This is a genomic window from Pseudomaricurvus hydrocarbonicus, assembly GCF_011602365.1.
Lineage (GTDB): Bacteria > Pseudomonadota > Gammaproteobacteria > Pseudomonadales > Cellvibrionaceae > Pseudomaricurvus > Pseudomaricurvus hydrocarbonicus.
The window spans coordinates 172,925-190,254 of the sequence record NZ_JAAONZ010000004.1 but is presented as its reverse complement, the minus strand read 5'-3'; the positions used below and the strand labels follow the sequence as shown (position 1 = coordinate 190,254).

Below are 17,330 nucleotides of genomic sequence, written 5' to 3'. Positions count from 1 at the left end.
GGGCTGATGGGGTGTTGATCACGATTGAGGACTGTGGCAGAATCAGCACCCCTTAAATGAGCAACTTGGATAAGAGAAGTTATTTAATTCTCTAAAATCAATAGGTTGCACTCATTCCACTGGATTTAATCAGTGGATTTGAGTCGAAATAAGCTACGCGGACGTGGCGGAATTGGTAGACGCGCTAGATTTAGGTTCTAGTATCGCAAGGTGTGAGAGTTCAAGTCTCTCCGTCCGCACCATTATCAAGAGAGGTCAGGCGCAACTGCTTGTCCCAACTACCCAGACATACCGTTAGGTATTGACCTGATTTTCACGAGGAACACCATGCAGGTTTCAATCGAAACAACCACTGGCCTAGAGCGTCGTATGACCGTAGGTATTCCAGCTGAGCAAGTAGAAACTGAAGTCACCAAGCGCTTGCAGCAAGCGACTAAGACAGTTCGTTTGAACGGCTTCCGCAAGGGCAAGGTCCCGCTGAAAGTGGTCAAGCAGCGTTTCGGGGCTGGTGTCCGTCAGGAGGTTCTGGGTGAATTCATGAGCCGCTCTTTCTACGATGCCGTTCAACAGGAAGATGTGAAGCCAGCAGGCCAGCCTGCCATTGAGCCAAAAGAAATGGCTGAAGGTAAGGATGTTGAATTCGTTGCCACTTTTGAAGTTTACCCAGAAATCACCCTGAGTGACACCAGTGCTTTCGAAGTTGAAAAACTGAACGCTGAAGTGCAGGACGCCGACGTTGAGAACATGATCGAAGTTTTGCGTAAACAGCAGGCCAGCTGGTCTGAAGTTGAACGCGCAGCGGCTAATGATGATCAGGTAAATATCGATTTTACCGGCACCAAAGACGGTGAAGAGTTTGACGGCGGCAAAGCCGAAGGACAGGATCTGGTGTTGGGCTCAGGTTCGATGATTCCGGGCTTTGAAGACGGCATTGTCGGCATGAAGGCTGGCGAAGAAAAAGTATTGTCGCTGACGTTCCCTGAAGATTATCAGGCTGAGGAGCTGAAAGGCGCTGCCGTTGAGTTTACCGTTAAGGTCAACTCGGTGTCCGAGCAGGTCTTGCCAGAACTGAACGCTGAATTCTTCAGCAAGTACGGCGTAGAGGGCGAAGACGAGACTCAATTCCGCGCCGAAGTTCGAAAAAATATGGAACGCGAGCTGAAAAACGCCTCCAAAACCAAGCTGAAAAATCAGGTCATGGACAAGCTGATCGAGGCTCATGAAGTTGACCTGCCCAAAGCCTTGGTGGCTGGGGAAGTTGAAGCGCTGCGCAATCAAATGATGCAGCAATTCGGTGGCGCCCAACCCAACCTGGATCTGAAGTCTCTGCTTCCTGATGAGATGTTCACCGAACAGGCCGAGCGTCGTGTGGCTTTAGGTCTGATCGTTGGTGAAGTCGTTAAAGCCGGCGAGATTAAAGTGGACGCTGATCGCGTTCGCGAAACGGTTGAGGAAATGGCCTCTACTTACCAGGACCCCGAAGAGGTCATCAGCTACTACTACAGCAACCAGCAGTTGCTCGCCAGTGTTGAGTCTGTGGTTCTTGAAGATCAGGTCGTTGATTACATTTTGGCGGGTGCTAAAGTGACTGAAACCGACAGCACTTACGACGAGGTCATTAAGCCTGCTGAGCAAGCTCAATAAACCATATTTTTGATTGATTATTGATCGAAAAATCGCCGCGGAACGCCCGTTTCGCGGCAATATCTCTTCAAACTTCCCTTCGGGGTAGAATATCTTTTCCGCAACGTTTAAGCTCAGACTTAAGCCTATTCAGACCCTGAAATCCTCTGAAAAAGATGAACACCACTGCGTGGTTGAACTCTGTTTATGTGGTTGAACTCTGCTGAATAGTTACACTGTGCTTGTCTAAAAGGAAGTAAATAAACTCATGGCAAAATTAGACTTCATGTCTCAGTCGTCTGAGATCGTTAATTCCGGCCTTGTGCCAATGGTCATTGAGCAGACGGCCAGAGGTGAACGTTCTTTTGATATCTATTCTCGCCTTTTGAAAGAGCGGGTTATTTTCATGGTTGGCCAGGTTGAAGACCATATGGCGAATCTGATTGTTGCTCAGCTGCTGTTTCTTGAGGCTGAAAACCCTGACAAAGACATCCATTTGTACATCAATTCACCGGGTGGTTCGGTCACTGCAGGGATGTCCATATACGACACGATGCAGTTCATTAAGCCTGATGTCAGCACCATGTGTATTGGTCAGGCCTGCAGTATGGGTGCCTTTTTGCTGACTGCTGGCGCGAAAGGCAAGCGTTATTGCCTGCCCAACGCCCGGACCATGATTCACCAGCCCAGCGGTGGCGCCCAGGGGCAGGCTTCGGATATCCACATCCATGCCCAGGAAATCCTGAAAACCCGCAAACGGTTGAATGAAATCATGGCCTTCCATACCGGTAAGGATGCGGATCAGTTGGCGCTGGATACAGAGCGTGATAACTTCATGAGCGCAACTGAATCCAAAGAATACGGTCTGATAGATGAAGTATTGGAGCGGCGTGGCGGAGCTGAGTAGCCCTCAGACTGCTTGAAACAGGTGTATTGTTGATTTCGGCGACATTACCGGCTGCACTTGGCGCTAAATGCCTTAAGCTGCAGCCAGTATGTTCTGATCTGCACCGGTATGAGGCCAATCCAGCTCAGAAAAGTTAAGACCCAAGGGGGTTTCCCCTTGAAAAAATCAGCTGTAGGACGCATTGTTAGACCTAAGAACAGCTTAGAAAAGATTTGATGGAGAGGTTTAATGACCGATACGACTGAAAGTGGTGATGACAACGGCAAGCTGCTTTACTGCTCTTTTTGCGGTAAAAGCCAGCACGAAGTTCGTAAGCTGATCGCCGGCCCCTCGGTCTTCATCTGTGATGAATGTGTAGACCTGTGTAATGACATCATTCGCGAAGAGATTCAAGAGAGCTCAGCAGAAGGTACAAGTGACCGCCTGCCCACCCCTCAGGAAATATCTGAAATTCTTGACGATTACGTCATTGGTCAAAAGCGTGCCAAAAAGGTTTTGGCGGTGGCGGTTTACAACCACTACAAGCGTTTGCGCGCCGGAGAGAAAAAGAAAGACAAGGACGATGTTGAGCTAGGCAAGAGCAATATCCTGATGGTTGGCCCTACCGGCAGCGGTAAAACCCTCCTTGCAGAGACTTTGGCTCGCTTATTGAACGTGCCATTTACCATTGCCGACGCCACGACATTGACCGAAGCTGGTTATGTTGGTGAAGACGTTGAAAACATCATTCAGAAGCTGTTGCAGAAGTGTGATTACGACGTTGAGAAGGCTCAACAGGGCATTGTGTATATTGATGAGATCGACAAAATCTCTCGCAAGTCCGACAATCCGTCCATCACCCGTGATGTCTCCGGTGAAGGGGTCCAGCAAGCTCTGCTGAAACTGATTGAGGGCACTGTTGCTTCTGTTCCGCCACAGGGCGGTCGCAAACACCCGCAGCAGGAATTCCTTCAGGTTGACACCTCTAACATCCTTTTCATCTGCGGTGGAGCTTTTGCCGGTTTGGATAAGGTCATTCGGGATCGCTCGGAGAAGGGTGGCATAGGCTTTGGTGCCGAAGTTAAGGGTAAGGACGACAAAAAGGATGTTGGCGAAACCTTTAAAGAGCTGGAGCCGGAAGATCTGGTACGCTATGGCTTAATACCGGAGTTCGTGGGTCGCCTGCCAGTGATTGCAACTCTGGAAGAACTTGACCTGGAAGCTCTGGTGGAGATCCTGACCGCACCGAAGAACTCATTGACGAAGCAATACAGCAAGCTCTTTGAAATGGAAGGGGTTGAGGTGGATTTTCGTAAAGATGCTTTGGATGCCGTTGCCAACAAGGCAATGGAGCGCAAAACCGGTGCTCGTGGCCTGCGCTCTATTATGGAATCGGTCTTGCTGGACACCATGTACAAGATTCCTTCGGAAGAGGGGGTCAGTAAGGTTGTGGTGGATGAATCTGTCATTAATGGTGAGTCAGAACCGCTGCTGGTGTATGAGCGCGGTGAAATACACACAGAAGAAGCTGAAGAGCCCAAGCAAAAAAAGGCTGCGCCTAAAGAGTAAATTCCTTCTCCGCGTTTACGCATTGAGCAATCAGTGCGTCAGTCGAACAAAAAGGGAGCCTATGGCTCCTTTTTTTTGTTTTTTGCCGCTTCCTAAGTTGTATTTCGCCTGCATTGCCCCCATTCTTTTATCATTCACGATATTCGTGGTCGACCAAGAAGAGATGACATATGGAACAGACTGAATCGGCTGATATGAACACGATCGAACTTCCGCTGCTGCCACTTCGCGACGTGGTTGTTTACCCTCACATGGTAATTCCACTGTTTGTTGGCAGGGAAAAGTCCATTAAGGCGCTTGAGCAGGCGATGGCCTCCGATAAACAGGTATTATTGCTCGCCCAGCGTAATGCTTCAGACGACGATCCCGCCAAAGATGATCTCTATACCATCGGTACTGTCTCTAACATTCTGCAGCTGCTGAAGCTTCCTGATGGAACCGTTAAGGTGTTGGTGGAAGGTGGTGATCGTGCCCGTGTCCTGGCAATCCATGAGGATGAGGATTTCTTTACCGCGGAAGCTGAGCAACTCGAATGTGCAGAAATCCCCTCCAACGAATCCGATGCGCTGCTGCGCTCTGCGATGAACCAGTTCGAGCAATACGTTAATTTGAGCAAAAAAGTTCCGTCTGAAGTCATGACCTCGCTGTCTGGGATAGAGGAGCCTGGACGTTTGGCTGACACGGTTGCGGCTCACATGAGCCTGGATCTTGAGCAGAAACAGGAAATCCTCGAGATGTCCGACGTTCGGGAGCGGCTGGAGCACCTGCTGGGTCTCATTGAGGCGGAGATCGACCTGTTTCAGGTTGAAAAACGCATCCGCGGCCGCGTCAAAAAGCAGATGGAAAAAAGTCAGCGCGAGTACTACCTGAACGAGCAAATGAAAGCTATCCAAAAAGAGTTGGGGGAAATCGGTGATGAACCCAATGAAATGGATGAGCTTGAACAAAAAATCGACAAGGCAAAGATGCCCGAAGAAGCCGAGAAAAAAACCCGAGCCGAACTGGGTAAGTTAAAAATGATGTCCCCGATGTCAGCTGAAGCCTCTGTGGTACGCGCTTACATCGATTGGATGGTCAGTGTGCCCTGGTCAAAACGCAGTAAAGTGCGTCATGATCTGGCCCGTGCCGAGAAAGTACTGGAAGAGGATCATTACGGCCTTGAAGAGGTTAAAGAACGCATTCTTGAGTATTTGGCCGTACAAAAACGGGTTAAAAAAATCAAGGGGCCTGTGCTGTGTCTGGTAGGGCCTCCCGGCGTTGGCAAGACCTCTCTTGGGGAGTCCATTGCTCGCGCGACCAACCGGGAGTTCATTCGAATGGCTCTGGGTGGCGTCAGGGACGAAGCGGAGATTCGCGGGCACAGACGGACGTATATCGGTTCACTGCCCGGTAAGCTGATACAAAAGATGTCCAAGGCGGGCGTTAAAAATCCATTATTCCTGCTTGATGAGATCGACAAGATGGGGATGGATAATCGTGGTGATCCTGCATCTGCCCTGCTGGAAGTACTGGACCCGGAACAAAACAATACCTTCAATGACCACTATCTTGAAGTGGATTATGACCTTTCGGATGTTATGTTTATCTGTACGTCCAACTCCATGAACATACCCGGACCATTACTGGATCGGATGGAAGTCATCCGTATTCCCGGATACACAGAGGATGAAAAGGTCAATATTGCAACACGTTATCTGATCCCCAAACAAATGAAAAACAATGGTCTCAAAGAGAGTGAATTGACCATAGAGGAGGGGGCGATTCGGGATATCGTTCGCTATTACACTCGTGAGGCGGGGGTGCGGGGTCTTGATCGTGAGATCGCAAAACTGTGTCGCAAAGTGGTGACCCGACACGTTAAAGATAAAGCTTTGCTCAGCGATGTCATTGGTCCCGACGTACTAGAGGATTTTCTGGGCGTTCGTAAATTTGATTACGGAGTTGCAGAGCTGGAAAATCAGGTTGGGCAGGTGACTGGACTGGCCTGGACGCAGGTGGGTGGGGAACTATTAACCATTGAATCGTCTGCGGTGAAAGGTAAAGGCCGTGTGATCAAGACAGGCTCTCTGGGTGACGTGATGCAGGAGTCTATTCAGGCCGCCATGACCGTGGTCCGTTCACGCTCTCAAGTACTGGGGGTTGCACCGGACTTTATCGATAACATGGACATTCATATTCACGTACCGGAAGGGGCCACGCCTAAGGACGGTCCCAGCGCGGGCATCGCCATGTGCACCACACTGGTTTCGGTCCTGACCGATATCCCGGTTCGGGCGGATGTGGCCATGACGGGTGAAATTACCCTGCGCGGTGAGGTGTTAAAAATCGGCGGACTGAAGGAAAAGCTGTTGGCGGCTCATCGCGGCGGAATTAAAACCGTGTTGATTCCTCATGAAAATGAAAGGGATCTGAAAGAGATTCCGGAAAACATTAAAGCTGACCTGAAAATCATACCGGTGCAATGGATTGACCAGGTGTTGGAAGTGGCTTTGCAACATATGCCAACGCCGTTTACGGATGAGGAATATAAAGCTTTAGAGGCCAAAGCCAGCGATGATAAACCGTCCTCTACACGCATAAGTACCCATTAATTCAGTAACCCCTAAAATAGCGCCAGCCCTTGGCTGGCGTGGTTTTCATACGAGTTGTGTGGAAACTGAGCAGTAATCTGCAATGCCGCTTAAATCTACGAAACTTACCTTGACCGTGTTCAGCCCAATTGGTATAAATCGTTATTCCTTGCATGGGCAAGATTGCGGTCAAGGGAGGAAGAGTTAATTCTTTTCTTTATTGATCCTGTACATTTCCTTACTTGATTTAATCCGAATAAAAGGGGTTTAGTGTGAATAAATCTGAGCTGATTGAGGCGGTTGCCGCTTCTGCTGACATTCCAAAAGCTGCAGCAGGCCGCGCCGTTGACGCCATGATCGAAGCTGTTACTGGTGCTTTAAAAGCTGATGATCAGGTTGTATTAGTCGGTTTCGGTACATTTTCTGTGAAGGACCGTGCTGCTCGCACAGGTCGCAACCCTCAGACTGGTGACCCAATCCAAATTGCTGCAGCCAAAATTCCTAGCTTCAAAGCAGGTAAGGCTCTGAAAGACGCCGTTAACTGATTTAACGCGTCCGGCGGGAAAGCATTCCTGCAGCTCGACTGTTTCACTGTTGAGACTCAACGTAAAAAATACGACAAGTTTCAAAATATAGCAGTAAAGAGTTTTTAAAAGGCGCATCATTGATGCGCCTTTTTTCTTATATGCGGTGATTCAATCACCTGGATTTAATTTAATACATCGTCGGCTGCATCTCAGTCGCTGGACTACCGATAGAGGTCTTTTATGCTTCAGACATTCCGGGACAATCTCAAAGGCACTATGGCGGTGTTTATCGTTGGCCTGATGATTGTGCCATTCGCGTTGTTTGGTATTGATTCGTTATTTTTGCAAGACACTAGCGCGGGCAAAGCTGCAGAAGTGAACGGAGAAGCCATTTCCGAAATGGAGTTGACCCGGGCTGTCAGAATTCAAAAGCAACAGCTTTTAGAGCGTTTTGGCGAGCAGGCACCAGCGGACCTGATCAGCGACGAGCAGTTGCGTCCACCGGTACTGACCCGTCTCATGAACCGGGAGCTTTTGAAGCAGGCTGCCGAAGACGGTGGTATGGCTATCAGTGACGCCGACATTAATCAAATAATCATCAATACTCCGCAGTTTCAGCAGGACGGTGTGTTCAATGCTGAGCTATACACCTTGCTGTTGCGCAACATGGGTTATACGCCGGCCAGTTATAAGAAAGTACTGGTGGAAGATCTGTTGGTGAATCAGCACGCCAGTGGCCTCAATGCCAGTGCTTTCGCCACCGAAGGCGATCTTAAGGCTCTGACCGCCATTACTCAGCAGACTCGCAGTTTCTACTATGTCACGCTGCCTTATGAGACGGCAGCCCAGCAAGTGACTGTCTCCGACGATGAAATCTCAGCTTATTACGACGATCATCAAGCTCAGTTTATGCGCCCCGAGCAGGTGTCTGTGGAATACATTGAACTGAGTCTGGATAATCTCGCGGCCCAAAAAGATGTGGACCCTGAGGTAGTGAAGGCCCAGTACGAGCAAGAGGTTGCCAATTTTGAAGCCTCCATACAGCGCCACGCCGCCCATATTTTGATTGAAAGCGGCGACGGGGCCGAAGCAAAAATAGCAACTGTGGCAGAGCGCCTCAAAGCGGGGGATGACTTTTCTGCCATTGCCAAGGATTTATCCGACGACATTGGCTCGAGCAACAGTGGTGGTGATGTGGGTACCACGGACGGATCCAGTTTCCCCCAGTCTTTTGAAACGGCGTTGGCTGAACTGAGTGTTGGTGAAGTATCCGGTCCGGTAGAAACGGACGCAGGCACCCACTTTATCAAGCTGTTGGCGATAGAAGAGGGACAGCCCCCAACTTTTGAGGAAGCACGCTCAGGGATCGAAGAGCATCTTGCCCGCGCTTCTGCAGAATCCACCTTTGTTGAGATTTTAGACGAACTGCCTGACGCGACCTACAACACTGCCAGCCTGAAAGATGCGGCTGACAGCTTGGGGCTGGAGGTCAAAACTTCAAAGTTATTTGGTCGTCGTGGTGGCCCTGGACTTCTCTCAAACAACCAGGTGCTGGCTGAGGTGTTCAGTGATGATGTGTTGCACGAAGGGCTTGCCAGTCCGGTTATTGAGATTTCAGATAATCATGTTGTGGTGGTCAAGCTGAAAGAACACCACGAAGCGGAAGTAAAGCCGCTTGATGAAGTTCAGGATGAGGTTAAAGACATTGTAACGCGTGACAAAGTCGCCGTAATCCTGAACGATCAGGCTAACGAGTTGCTGGCAAAATTAAACCAGGGCAGTCAGCTGGAAGCCTTGGCATCCGACCTAGGGCTTGACTGGCAAGTCAAAGCGGATGCCCGTCGCAACGATCAGAATATCGATCGCGAATTACTGGCTCACCTGTTTAATCTGCCCAAGCCGCAGCCATCTGACGCCGTCAACACCTCGTTACCTTTGCAAAATGGTGACGTGGTGGTTGCGCAGCTGACGGTTGTTAAACCCGGCACTTTGCCAGACATGGATCAGGCTCAGCTTCTGGCCTTGAAGCAGCGTCTGTCGCAGGAGCTGGGGGGGCAAGAGTTGGCAACCTATCAAAAGGCGCTCAATGAATCGGCGGATATCGAAATTTATTAAATCTTGCGGGACAGCACTGAAGTGCTCACTGGATCAAGTCAGGCGATGCGTTTCAACAAAATAGACGGTTCTGACTGATCGCTCCGACTGAAAAGGCCTTAAGACATTGTCTCAAGGCCTTTTTTAATGCTGGCACAGTGGTATTTTGTCTGACTCTGGCGCGTTTATCCTAGACTGGCGGCCATCAACTCCTGAGTATAGGGCTCCCTTGGGCGGGTCAATACCTGTTCGGCATCACCTTGCTCGACAATCTCACCATCTTTCATCACGATGATTTTATGGCTTAAGGCCTTCACCACCTGAAGGTCATGACTGATGAAGATATAGGTCAAATGGCGGTGACGCTGCAGATTTCTCAGCAGATCAACCACCTGAACCTGAACGGTTTTGTCCAAAGCAGAGGTTGGCTCATCCAGAATCAATAGCGAAGGGTTTAGAATGAGGGCTCTGGCAATGGCGATCCTTTGGCGCTGACCTCCGGAAAATTCATGCGGGTAACGGTTTTGCATGCTCACTTCCAGGCCCACTTCATTCATCACATCGCCGACACGCTGCGCACGTTCTTCAGCCGAAAGCTTGGAGTGAACATTCAGGCCTTCCTGAATAATTTCAGCCGCGGTCATGCGAGGGCTCAAACTGGCGAAAGGGTCCTGAAACACCACCTGAAAATCCTTGCGCATTGCGCGCAAATTACTTTCCCTTATCTCAGAAATCAAACTGCCTTTGAAGTTGATCTCACCAGTTGATTTTAATAAACGTAAAATGGCCAAGGCCAACGTCGATTTACCCGATCCACTTTCCCCGACAATCCCCAGGGTTTTACCCGATTCGATGCAAATGTTGGCGTTCTTAACTGCGTGAAACTGCTTTAGCGGTCGACCAAAGACACTTTTTTGGGTTGTGAATGAGACACACAATTGCTTGGTGCTAAGCAGCTCAGGGGTGTCCGAGCTGATTTCCACGGGCCTGCCCTGAGGTTTGCCCAAAAGCAGCTTGCGGGTATATTCATGAGCGGGCTTGGTAAAAATAAGGCTGCAGTCGGCCGTTTCTACGGCTCGTCCTCGCTGCATCACAATCACTTTTTGAGCCATATGCTTGACCACATTCAAATCATGCGTAATCAGCAATAGACCCAATTCCTCATCACGCTGCAGTTTTTTGAGCAGTTGTAAAATTTCTTTTTGGACCGTCACGTCCAGCGCTGTGGTGGGTTCATCGGCAATCAAAATGTCGGGTTCATTAGCCAGCGCCATCGCTATCATGATTCGCTGTCGCTGGCCGCCAGAAAGTTCATGAGGGTAAGATTTAAGACGGCTTTCTGCGTTGGGGATCTGGACTTTGGCAAGCAGGTTGAGAATGAGAGGGCGCGCCTGCCTAAGCTTAATACCACGATGCTGGCAAATAACCTCACCGATTTGTTTTTCTATGGTGTGCAGCGGGTTAAGGGCCGTCATGGGCTCCTGAAAAATCATCCCGATCCTATTGCCCCGTATGCGTTGCATTTGGCTTTGACTGAATCGCAATAAATTTTCCGATTCAAACCACACTTCGCCGCTGGGGTGGAATGCCATTGGGTAGGGCAGCAGCTTGAGGATGGACAGTGCGGTCATGGACTTGCCTGAGCCTGACTCACCCACCAGGGCAAGGGTTTCTCCGCGATGAATTTCAAAACTGATTTTATCGACCACCTCTGAGATCTCGTCACCCTGACGGAAGGCAACTGACAAATCTTTTACTGATAACAGCGGTGTCTTTGTGCCTGCCAGAGCCGAGGGTTCCGAGGCCCCCGAAAGGCTGGGTTGTGGAATAGCGGGTGTTGTCATTAATTTACTGTTCATTAGCGTGTGACCAGGCGGGGATCGAAAGCATCTCTGACTCCCTCGCCGATAAAGACCAGGAGCGTCAGCAGTGCGGCTAGCACGGTAAACGCCGTCAGCGCCAGCCAGGGGGCCTGCAGGTTACCTTTGCCCTGGGCGACCAGCTCACCGAGAGAGGGGGACCCAGGGGGCATTCCGAAACCGAGAAAGTCCAGCGAGGTCAGGGTTGTTACGGCACCCGCCAGCAAGAACGGCACCAGGGTGACGGTGGCAACCATGGCGTTTGGCAAAATATGCCGTGCCATGATTTTATTATCGGGCACTCCCAGTGCTTTTGCCGCTCGCACATAATCGAGATTTCGACCGCGCAGAAATTCAGCCCTAACGACATCCACCAGCGCGGTCCAGTTAAAGAGCAGCATGATGGCGAGTAACCACCAGAAGCTGGGGGTTACAATGTTGGCCATAATAATCAACAGAAACAATACCGGCAGCCCGCCCCAAATCTCCAAAAATCGCTGTCCGACCAAATCGATCTTGCCGCCGAAGTAGCCCTGTACCGCACCGACAAAGACCCCCACAATGCAGCTTCCGATGGTCAAGGTGAGGGCAAATAAAATCGAAATTCGAAATCCATAGATCACACGGGCGACAACATCGCGAGCCTGATCGTCGGTGCCCAACCAGTTCTTTGAGGTCGGAGGGGAAGGGGCAGGGTGCTCCAGGCCGGAAATATGAGTGTCATAACTGTAGGGAATCGGGGGCCAAATGGCCCAACCTTTTTCATTGATCAGTTCGATAACATATTCATCTGAATAGTCTGCTTCCGTTTCGAAGTCACCACCAAATGTTGTCTCGGAGTACGATGTCAGGATCGGTGAGTAAATACCGCCGTCATAAAACACCAGAACAGGCTTGTTGTTGGCAATAAATTCAGAAAACAACGAAGCCGTGAACAGTACCAGGAAAATCCACAAGCTCCATTTGGCGCGAGGGTTGGAGAAAAACATGCCCAAGCGCCGCTGATTAATGGGGTTAAGTCTCTGTTTCAAGGAGTTCATTGCGCGCTACCGAATTTCATCACCATTAAACGTCCTGAGTCTCAAAATTAATTCTGGGGTCCACCGCGACATAGGCCAGGTCTGAAAGCAGTTTTACGAAGAGGCCAATCAGGGTGAAAATGAACAGGGTTCCGAAAATAACCGGGTAGTCTCGGGTTTGAACCGATTCAAACGCCAAAAGGCCTAAACCGTCCAGGGAAAAAATCACTTCAATCAAAAGTGAGCCGGTGAAAAAAATGCCAATGAAGGCTGCCGGAAAGCCTGAGATGATAATCAGCATCGCATTGCGAAATACGTGGCCGTATAACACTTTGGATTCAGACAGCCCTTTGGCTCTGGCAGTTTGCACGTATTGTTTATTGATTTCGTCCAGAAATGAGTTCTTTGTCAGCATGGTTAAGGTGGCAAACCCACCAATGGTGTATGCCAGCAGAGGCAGGGTCAGATGCCAGAAATAATCTTTGATTTTACCGAGCAGCGATAAACTATCGAAATTCGATGACGTCAGCCCTCTTAAGGGGAAGACATCCCAATAGCTCCCGCCGGCAAACAGTACGATCAAAATAATGGCAAATAAGAAGCCGGGAATCGCGTAGCCGATAATAATGGTGGCGCTACTCCAAACATCAAAGCGCGAACCATGTTTAACGGCTTTTTGTATGCCCAAGGGTATCGAGATCAAATAAATAATTAACGTGCTCCACAGCCCCAGAGAAATCGATACGGGCATTTTTTCAACGATCAGAGTCAATACACTGGTGTTTCTAAAAAAACTATCGCCAAACTGGAACTGGGAATAGTTCACCAGCATTTCCCAGAAGCGCTGTAGCGGGGGCTTGTCAAAGCCATACATCGCTTCAATTTTGGCGATGACTTCGGGGGGTAGGCCTTGCGCGCCACGGTATTTAGCACCTCCCGATGAACCCGCTTCACTGCCTCCCCCGCCCAATCCGGACGCGGTTGTGCCTTCATGGCTTTCCAGTTGAAAGATCATTTGTTCAACCGGACCACCAGGGGCCGACTGAACAATCAAAAAATTAATGATCATGATTCCCAGCAGAGTGGGGATCATCAGCAACAAACGGCGGAGAATATAATTTGTCATAGACGCGTTTGGGGTGCCTTTAGGTTTGTTTTTTTATCACGATTTCGGGTAATGCCGCAGATTTGTTAAGGGGTTGGCCTGACCCACCAGGTCATAAAGCCGGTTTGATAACCCGGGTCATAAATTGGCGATACTGCGGGTTGTCCAAATTTATCCCAATAGGCAACTCTGTGAGTGTTGGTGTACCACTGGGGAATCACGTAATGCATATTTAACAGTACACGATCCAGAGCATGGGTTGCTGTCAGCAAGTCCGCACGGGTTTTGGCCTCAATAACTTCGCTGACCAGAGCGTCTACGACCGGGTTAGAGACGCCAATGATATTCCGGCTGCCTGGTGTGCTGGCAGCTTCAGAGCTCCAGAAGTCCCGCTGTTCGTTGCCGGGGCTCAGTGACTGGGGAAATACGTGGTTGATCATGTCGAAATCAAACGTCCTGCGACGGTTGATGTATTGTGAGGTATCGACTTTACGTATGTTTGCCTGAATGCCCAGTTTTTTGAGGTTTTGTATGAATGGATTGGCAATCCTTTCAAACGAATCATCGTAAAGAAGAATTTCAAATTCGACAGGCCGGCCAGTTTGAGGGCTGATCAACTGGTTGCTGACCACTTTGTAGCCCGCCGTGCGCAGTAGCTTTTGTGCGCTTCTGAGATTTTTACGATTTCGCTCATCAGTGGATACCGGCGATGCATAAGTCTCGGTAAACACACTGTCGGGCAACTGCTCCCGGAAAGGCTGTAGTAATTTTAATTCTGACTCCGAGGGCAAGCCGGTAGACTGCAGATCCGAGTTGGCAAAGAAACTGTTGGTTCGTTTATAGGCACCATAAAACAGGTTTTTATTGGTCCACTCAAAATCGAACGCGAGTCCAATCGCCTGACGCAGGGTGGCGTCCTGAAACAAGGGGTTTCTCAGGTTGAAGGCATAAGCCTGCATGCCGGTGGGGTTGTTATGCGGAATTTCCCGCTTGATCATTCTCCCATCGCTAAGGGCATTGCTGTTATAGGCAGTGGCCCATAATTTTGAAACCCGTTCGAAGCGGAAGTCATACTCTCCGGCCTTAAAGGCCTCTAGAGCCACCACATCGTCACGGTAATAGTCCACTTTTATGGTATCGAAGTTATAAGACCCTTTTTGCGTCGGGCGGTTTATACCCCAGTAGTCTTTGACGCGCTCGTAGCTTATAGAGCGGCCGGGATCAACCTTGGACACTTTGTAGGGACCACTGCCCAAGGGGGGTAACAAGTTGGCGTTTTCAAAATCCTTGTCCTGCCAAAAGTGTTTGGGCAGCACCGGCAGCTGCCCGGTAATCAGCACCGTTTCGTGGCTGGCGTTCTCTTTAAAGGTGAATTTAATGCTCAGTGGATCCAGGACCTGTGTATCAATGATGTCCGCATAGTAGAAGCTGTAGAAAGGGTTGCCTTTTTCCGTGAGCAATTCGAAGGTATAGGCCACATCTTCTGCGGTGACTGGCTTACCATCGTGAAAGCGCGCTTGCGGGTCCAGGTGATAAATGATCCACGAGCGGTCCTCGGGGTACTCCATGGTTTTGGCCAGCAAACCGTACTGGGTAAAAGGCTCATCGGCTGAGCTGACGGTCAGGGTGTCGTAGATCAACCCCAGCTGGTCTGCAGGGTTACCCTTGGCGACAAATCCATTAAGGCTGTCAAAAGTGCCTATGCTGTAGAGTTTGACGCTCCCGCCTTTGGGCGCGTTCGGTGAAACATACTCGAAGTGATCAAAATCGGGGCCGTATTTGGGCTGGTCGTGCATCGCAATGGCATGTGCCTTGATGACTGTGGATGCATGCGCTGCTGTGCTGACGGCAAGCGTGCCTGACAGGAGCAAAACACAGCTCAAGACTGACAGGGCGCCGTAACACCGGGCCTGGTTGATAAAATTCTGGGTCACCTTCTGGAAGGTGCGACCTGGCAGATGAGTTAGTGGTCGGAAAGAAGCAGTCTTCTGAGTACTAAATCCTTGTTGGGGCATAATCATTCCAATGTTGGGGATATCTCTGGCCATTAATAACCTGTGGTCATTATAGACCCTAGATTACGTATTTTTATCCCAAATTCCAATCGACTTATGCCATTATGCGGGATGCCTGGGTACTTCGGGAGTTCGGTGCAGCGAGTCACCGTGAGGTTTTTGGGGTGACCGCAGTCGGTGGATGAGGACGGGGTGAAAGGATGAGTTGCCGGTTGTGTTTCAGGTTGTGAGAGGCGCCGGGGGCGATCACAGTGACGCCGTCATCGGGATCGCTTAAGCGAAGACACAACGGCCACGTTGACTTTCTCATGGCGCAAACCGTTCATGAGAAAGTCAGCCGGTGGCGTTAGTGCGATCAATTGGTTCGGGTAACGTCCACGAATAACGTCAGAGATTGTCCCGGGTGAATGTAACCGGATTTCTTCACCGGGTTCCACTTCACAATGTCATTGACGGACAGGTTAAACTTACCCGCGATACGGGCCAGAGAATCTCCAGCGCGCACACGGTAAGACACCTTGCGAACGACCGCATTGTCCCGGGAAGAAGAACTTCCTGCCTGCGCCAGCTGTTGACCTGGAGTCCAGATCACGAGTTTTTGATTGACCTTCAGCGTGTCTTTGGGGGCCATGCCGTTCCACTTGGCGAGCTGACCGGTTTGCACCTTGTGGCGGCGGGCAATACTCCACAGGGAATCACCGCTTTTCACGACATAATTCACCTTACGGGTACCGCTTTTACCCTTGGAGTTAGCTTGTGTGCGTGACAGGCGCTGACTTTGGGTTTGCGCATATTCCTGAGCGGATAAGCTGGATTTGGGGATCAGCAGCATTTGCCCTTTGCGAATCAGGTTACCGCGAATGTTGTTGTGTTCTCTGAGCACATCAACCGTCGTATGGTGCCTGCGAGCAATGGCCAACAGAGAGTCGCCTGACTGAATCTTGTAACGCTCCCAGGCTATCCGTGAGTTTGCGGGTAATTTGGCAAGTTGTGAGCGAAAGCTGTCTGCTTTTTCAACCGGCACCAGCAGACGATGAGGGCCTTCAGGATCCGTTGCCCAACGGTTGAAACCCGGATTGAGTTTGTAAAGGTCATCCAGGTGCATGTCCGCCAGATTGGCCGCCTGAGCCAGATCAATTTGGGAGCCCGTATCAACCGATTCAAAGAACGGCTGATTGGGAATGGGGGCCAGCTTGACCTTGTAATGTTCCGGGTCTTTGATGATTTTACTGAGAGCAATCAGTTTGGGGATATAATTCTGGGTCTCCCGGGGAAGATCCAGTGACCAGTAATCAACGGGTTTACCGGCCTTTTTGTTTTTACGGATAGCCTTGTTCACATTGCCACCGCCACTGTTGTACGCGGCCATTGCCAGCAGCCAGTCATCGTCAAATCGCTTGCTCAGGCTCGACAGATAATTAATAGCCGCATCGGTTGAAGCAATAACGTCCCGGCGGCCATCGTACCACCAGTTTTGTTTCAGCCCGAAGGCCTTGCCGGTGCCCGGAATGAACTGCCACATACCTGCAGCTCTGCCGTGTGAATAGGCAAACGGGTCAAACGCACTTTCAACGATGGGCAGAAGGGCCAGCTCCATCGGCATGCCTCTGGCTTCCAGCTCTTTAACGATATGGTACAGGTAAATATTGCCACGCTGAGTCACACGCTCAATGTAATCGGTGTGGCGGGCATACCAACGAAGGTGGGTATTTACCCGATCATTGTCATAGTCCGATAGCTGGTAACCGCTTCGGATGCGATTCCAAAGGTTGGAATAGTCGGGCCCGGTGTAATCTTGATGGCCTAACCCCGATTGAGAGGGGTCTACATCGTTCTGGCACACTCGATCGGCCTGGACCCAATCAATACGATCGTCTGAGGTGTAATTTGAATCTGTGTCCAGATTTTTAACGGAGGTCGATTGATTGCAGCCAGCCAGTAATAGGGCGCAGGCAATCAGGGGTAGGTTACTTCTGTTTAGCATAAGGGCACGTTGTTTTGATATCGAAATGATAGGGCGAAAGAGGGGATTCTACGGACGCATGCCCTTGTGGTCAATAATT

11 protein-coding genes and 1 tRNA gene are annotated in these 17,330 nt (G+C 50.2%); 7 read left to right on the top strand and 5 right to left on the bottom strand.

Annotated features, from left to right (window positions below):
* Positions 1-157: 157 nt before the first annotated feature.
* The 7 genes from G8770_RS07455 (at position 158) to G8770_RS07425 (ending at position 9,290) form a co-directional block, all read left to right on the top strand.
* A tRNA-Leu gene (locus tag G8770_RS07455) sits at positions 158-242 on the top strand.
* Positions 243-327: 85 nt separating this feature from the next.
* Entirely contained in the window at positions 328-1,644 is a 1,317-nt protein-coding gene (tig, locus tag G8770_RS07450) for a trigger factor (protein ID WP_167184146.1), read from the top strand.
* A 247-nt stretch (positions 1,645-1,891) separates the two neighbouring features.
* The gene (gene clpP / locus G8770_RS07445) at positions 1,892-2,530 is read left to right on the top strand and encodes an ATP-dependent Clp endopeptidase proteolytic subunit ClpP (RefSeq protein WP_167184143.1); all 639 of its coding nucleotides are present in this window, start codon (positions 1,892-1,894) and stop codon (positions 2,528-2,530) included.
* A 228-nt stretch (positions 2,531-2,758) separates the two neighbouring features.
* Positions 2,759-4,078 carry an ATP-dependent Clp protease ATP-binding subunit ClpX gene (clpX, locus tag G8770_RS07440; protein WP_208022109.1) on the top strand — a complete coding sequence of 440 codons (1,320 nt, stop codon included), beginning with the start codon at positions 2,759-2,761 and terminating at the stop codon, positions 4,076-4,078.
* 170 nt (positions 4,079-4,248) lie between these two features.
* On the top strand, positions 4,249-6,669 hold the full coding sequence (gene lon / locus G8770_RS07435; RefSeq protein WP_167184140.1) for an endopeptidase La: 2,421 nt from the start codon (positions 4,249-4,251) through the stop codon (positions 6,667-6,669).
* A 251-nt stretch (positions 6,670-6,920) separates the two neighbouring features.
* Positions 6,921-7,193: an HU family DNA-binding protein gene (locus G8770_RS07430; protein ID WP_167184137.1), complete on the top strand. Its 273-nt coding sequence runs from the start codon at positions 6,921-6,923 to the stop codon at positions 7,191-7,193.
* Between the two features lie 222 nt (positions 7,194-7,415).
* Positions 7,416-9,290, top strand: coding sequence for a SurA N-terminal domain-containing protein (locus tag G8770_RS07425; protein ID WP_167184134.1), 1,875 nt, complete (start codon positions 7,416-7,418; stop codon positions 9,288-9,290).
* A 164-nt stretch (positions 9,291-9,454) separates the two neighbouring features.
* On the opposite strand, the gene G8770_RS07420 is transcribed toward G8770_RS07425, so the two are convergent.
* The 5 genes from G8770_RS07420 to G8770_RS07400 all read right to left on the bottom strand — a co-directional run bounded on the left by G8770_RS07420 (position 9,455) and on the right by G8770_RS07400 (position 17,251).
* Positions 9,455-11,128 carry an ABC transporter ATP-binding protein gene (locus tag G8770_RS07420; protein WP_243760321.1) on the bottom strand — a complete coding sequence of 558 codons (1,674 nt, stop codon included), beginning with the start codon at positions 11,126-11,128 and terminating at the stop codon, positions 9,455-9,457.
* On the bottom strand, positions 11,128-12,168 hold the full coding sequence (locus G8770_RS07415) for an ABC transporter permease (protein ID WP_167184131.1): 1,041 nt from the start codon (positions 12,166-12,168) through the stop codon (positions 11,128-11,130). The genes G8770_RS07420 and G8770_RS07415 overlap by 1 nt, the downstream gene beginning before the upstream one ends.
* A gap of 25 nt (positions 12,169-12,193) precedes the next feature.
* Positions 12,194-13,273, bottom strand: coding sequence for a microcin C ABC transporter permease YejB (locus tag G8770_RS07410; protein WP_167184128.1), 1,080 nt, complete (start codon positions 13,271-13,273; stop codon positions 12,194-12,196).
* A 65-nt stretch (positions 13,274-13,338) separates the two neighbouring features.
* Entirely contained in the window at positions 13,339-15,048 is a 1,710-nt protein-coding gene (locus tag G8770_RS07405; protein WP_208022108.1) for an extracellular solute-binding protein, read from the bottom strand.
* Positions 15,049-15,622: 574 nt separating this feature from the next.
* Positions 15,623-17,251, bottom strand: a complete 1,629-nt coding sequence (locus G8770_RS07400) for a LysM peptidoglycan-binding domain-containing protein (protein WP_167184121.1) — start codon at positions 17,249-17,251, stop codon at positions 15,623-15,625.
* Positions 17,252-17,330: the final 79 nt, after the last annotated feature.

What these genes read in the sequence shown, in the direction of transcription:
- tig (WP_167184146.1), top strand. Translation starts at nt 328, where the DNA reads ATGCAGGTTTCAATCGAAACAACCACTGGCCTAGAGCGTCGTATGACC.
- clpP (WP_167184143.1), top strand. Translation starts at nt 1,892, where the DNA reads ATGGCAAAATTAGACTTCATGTCTCAGTCGTCTGAGATCGTTAATTCC.
- clpX (WP_208022109.1), top strand. Translation starts at nt 2,759, where the DNA reads ATGACCGATACGACTGAAAGTGGTGATGACAACGGCAAGCTGCTTTAC.
- lon (WP_167184140.1), top strand. Translation starts at nt 4,249, where the DNA reads ATGGAACAGACTGAATCGGCTGATATGAACACGATCGAACTTCCGCTG.
- G8770_RS07425 (WP_167184134.1), top strand. Translation starts at nt 7,416, where the DNA reads ATGCTTCAGACATTCCGGGACAATCTCAAAGGCACTATGGCGGTGTTT.
- G8770_RS07420 (WP_243760321.1), bottom strand. Translation starts at nt 11,128, where the DNA reads ATGAACAGTAAATTAATGACAACACCCGCTATTCCACAACCCAGCCTT.
- G8770_RS07415 (WP_167184131.1), bottom strand. Translation starts at nt 12,168, where the DNA reads ATGAACTCCTTGAAACAGAGACTTAACCCCATTAATCAGCGGCGCTTG.
- G8770_RS07410 (WP_167184128.1), bottom strand. Translation starts at nt 13,273, where the DNA reads ATGACAAATTATATTCTCCGCCGTTTGTTGCTGATGATCCCCACTCTG.
- G8770_RS07405 (WP_208022108.1), bottom strand. Translation starts at nt 15,048, where the DNA reads ATGCACGACCAGCCCAAATACGGCCCCGATTTTGATCACTTCGAGTAT.
- G8770_RS07400 (WP_167184121.1), bottom strand. Translation starts at nt 17,251, where the DNA reads ATGCTAAACAGAAGTAACCTACCCCTGATTGCCTGCGCCCTATTACTG.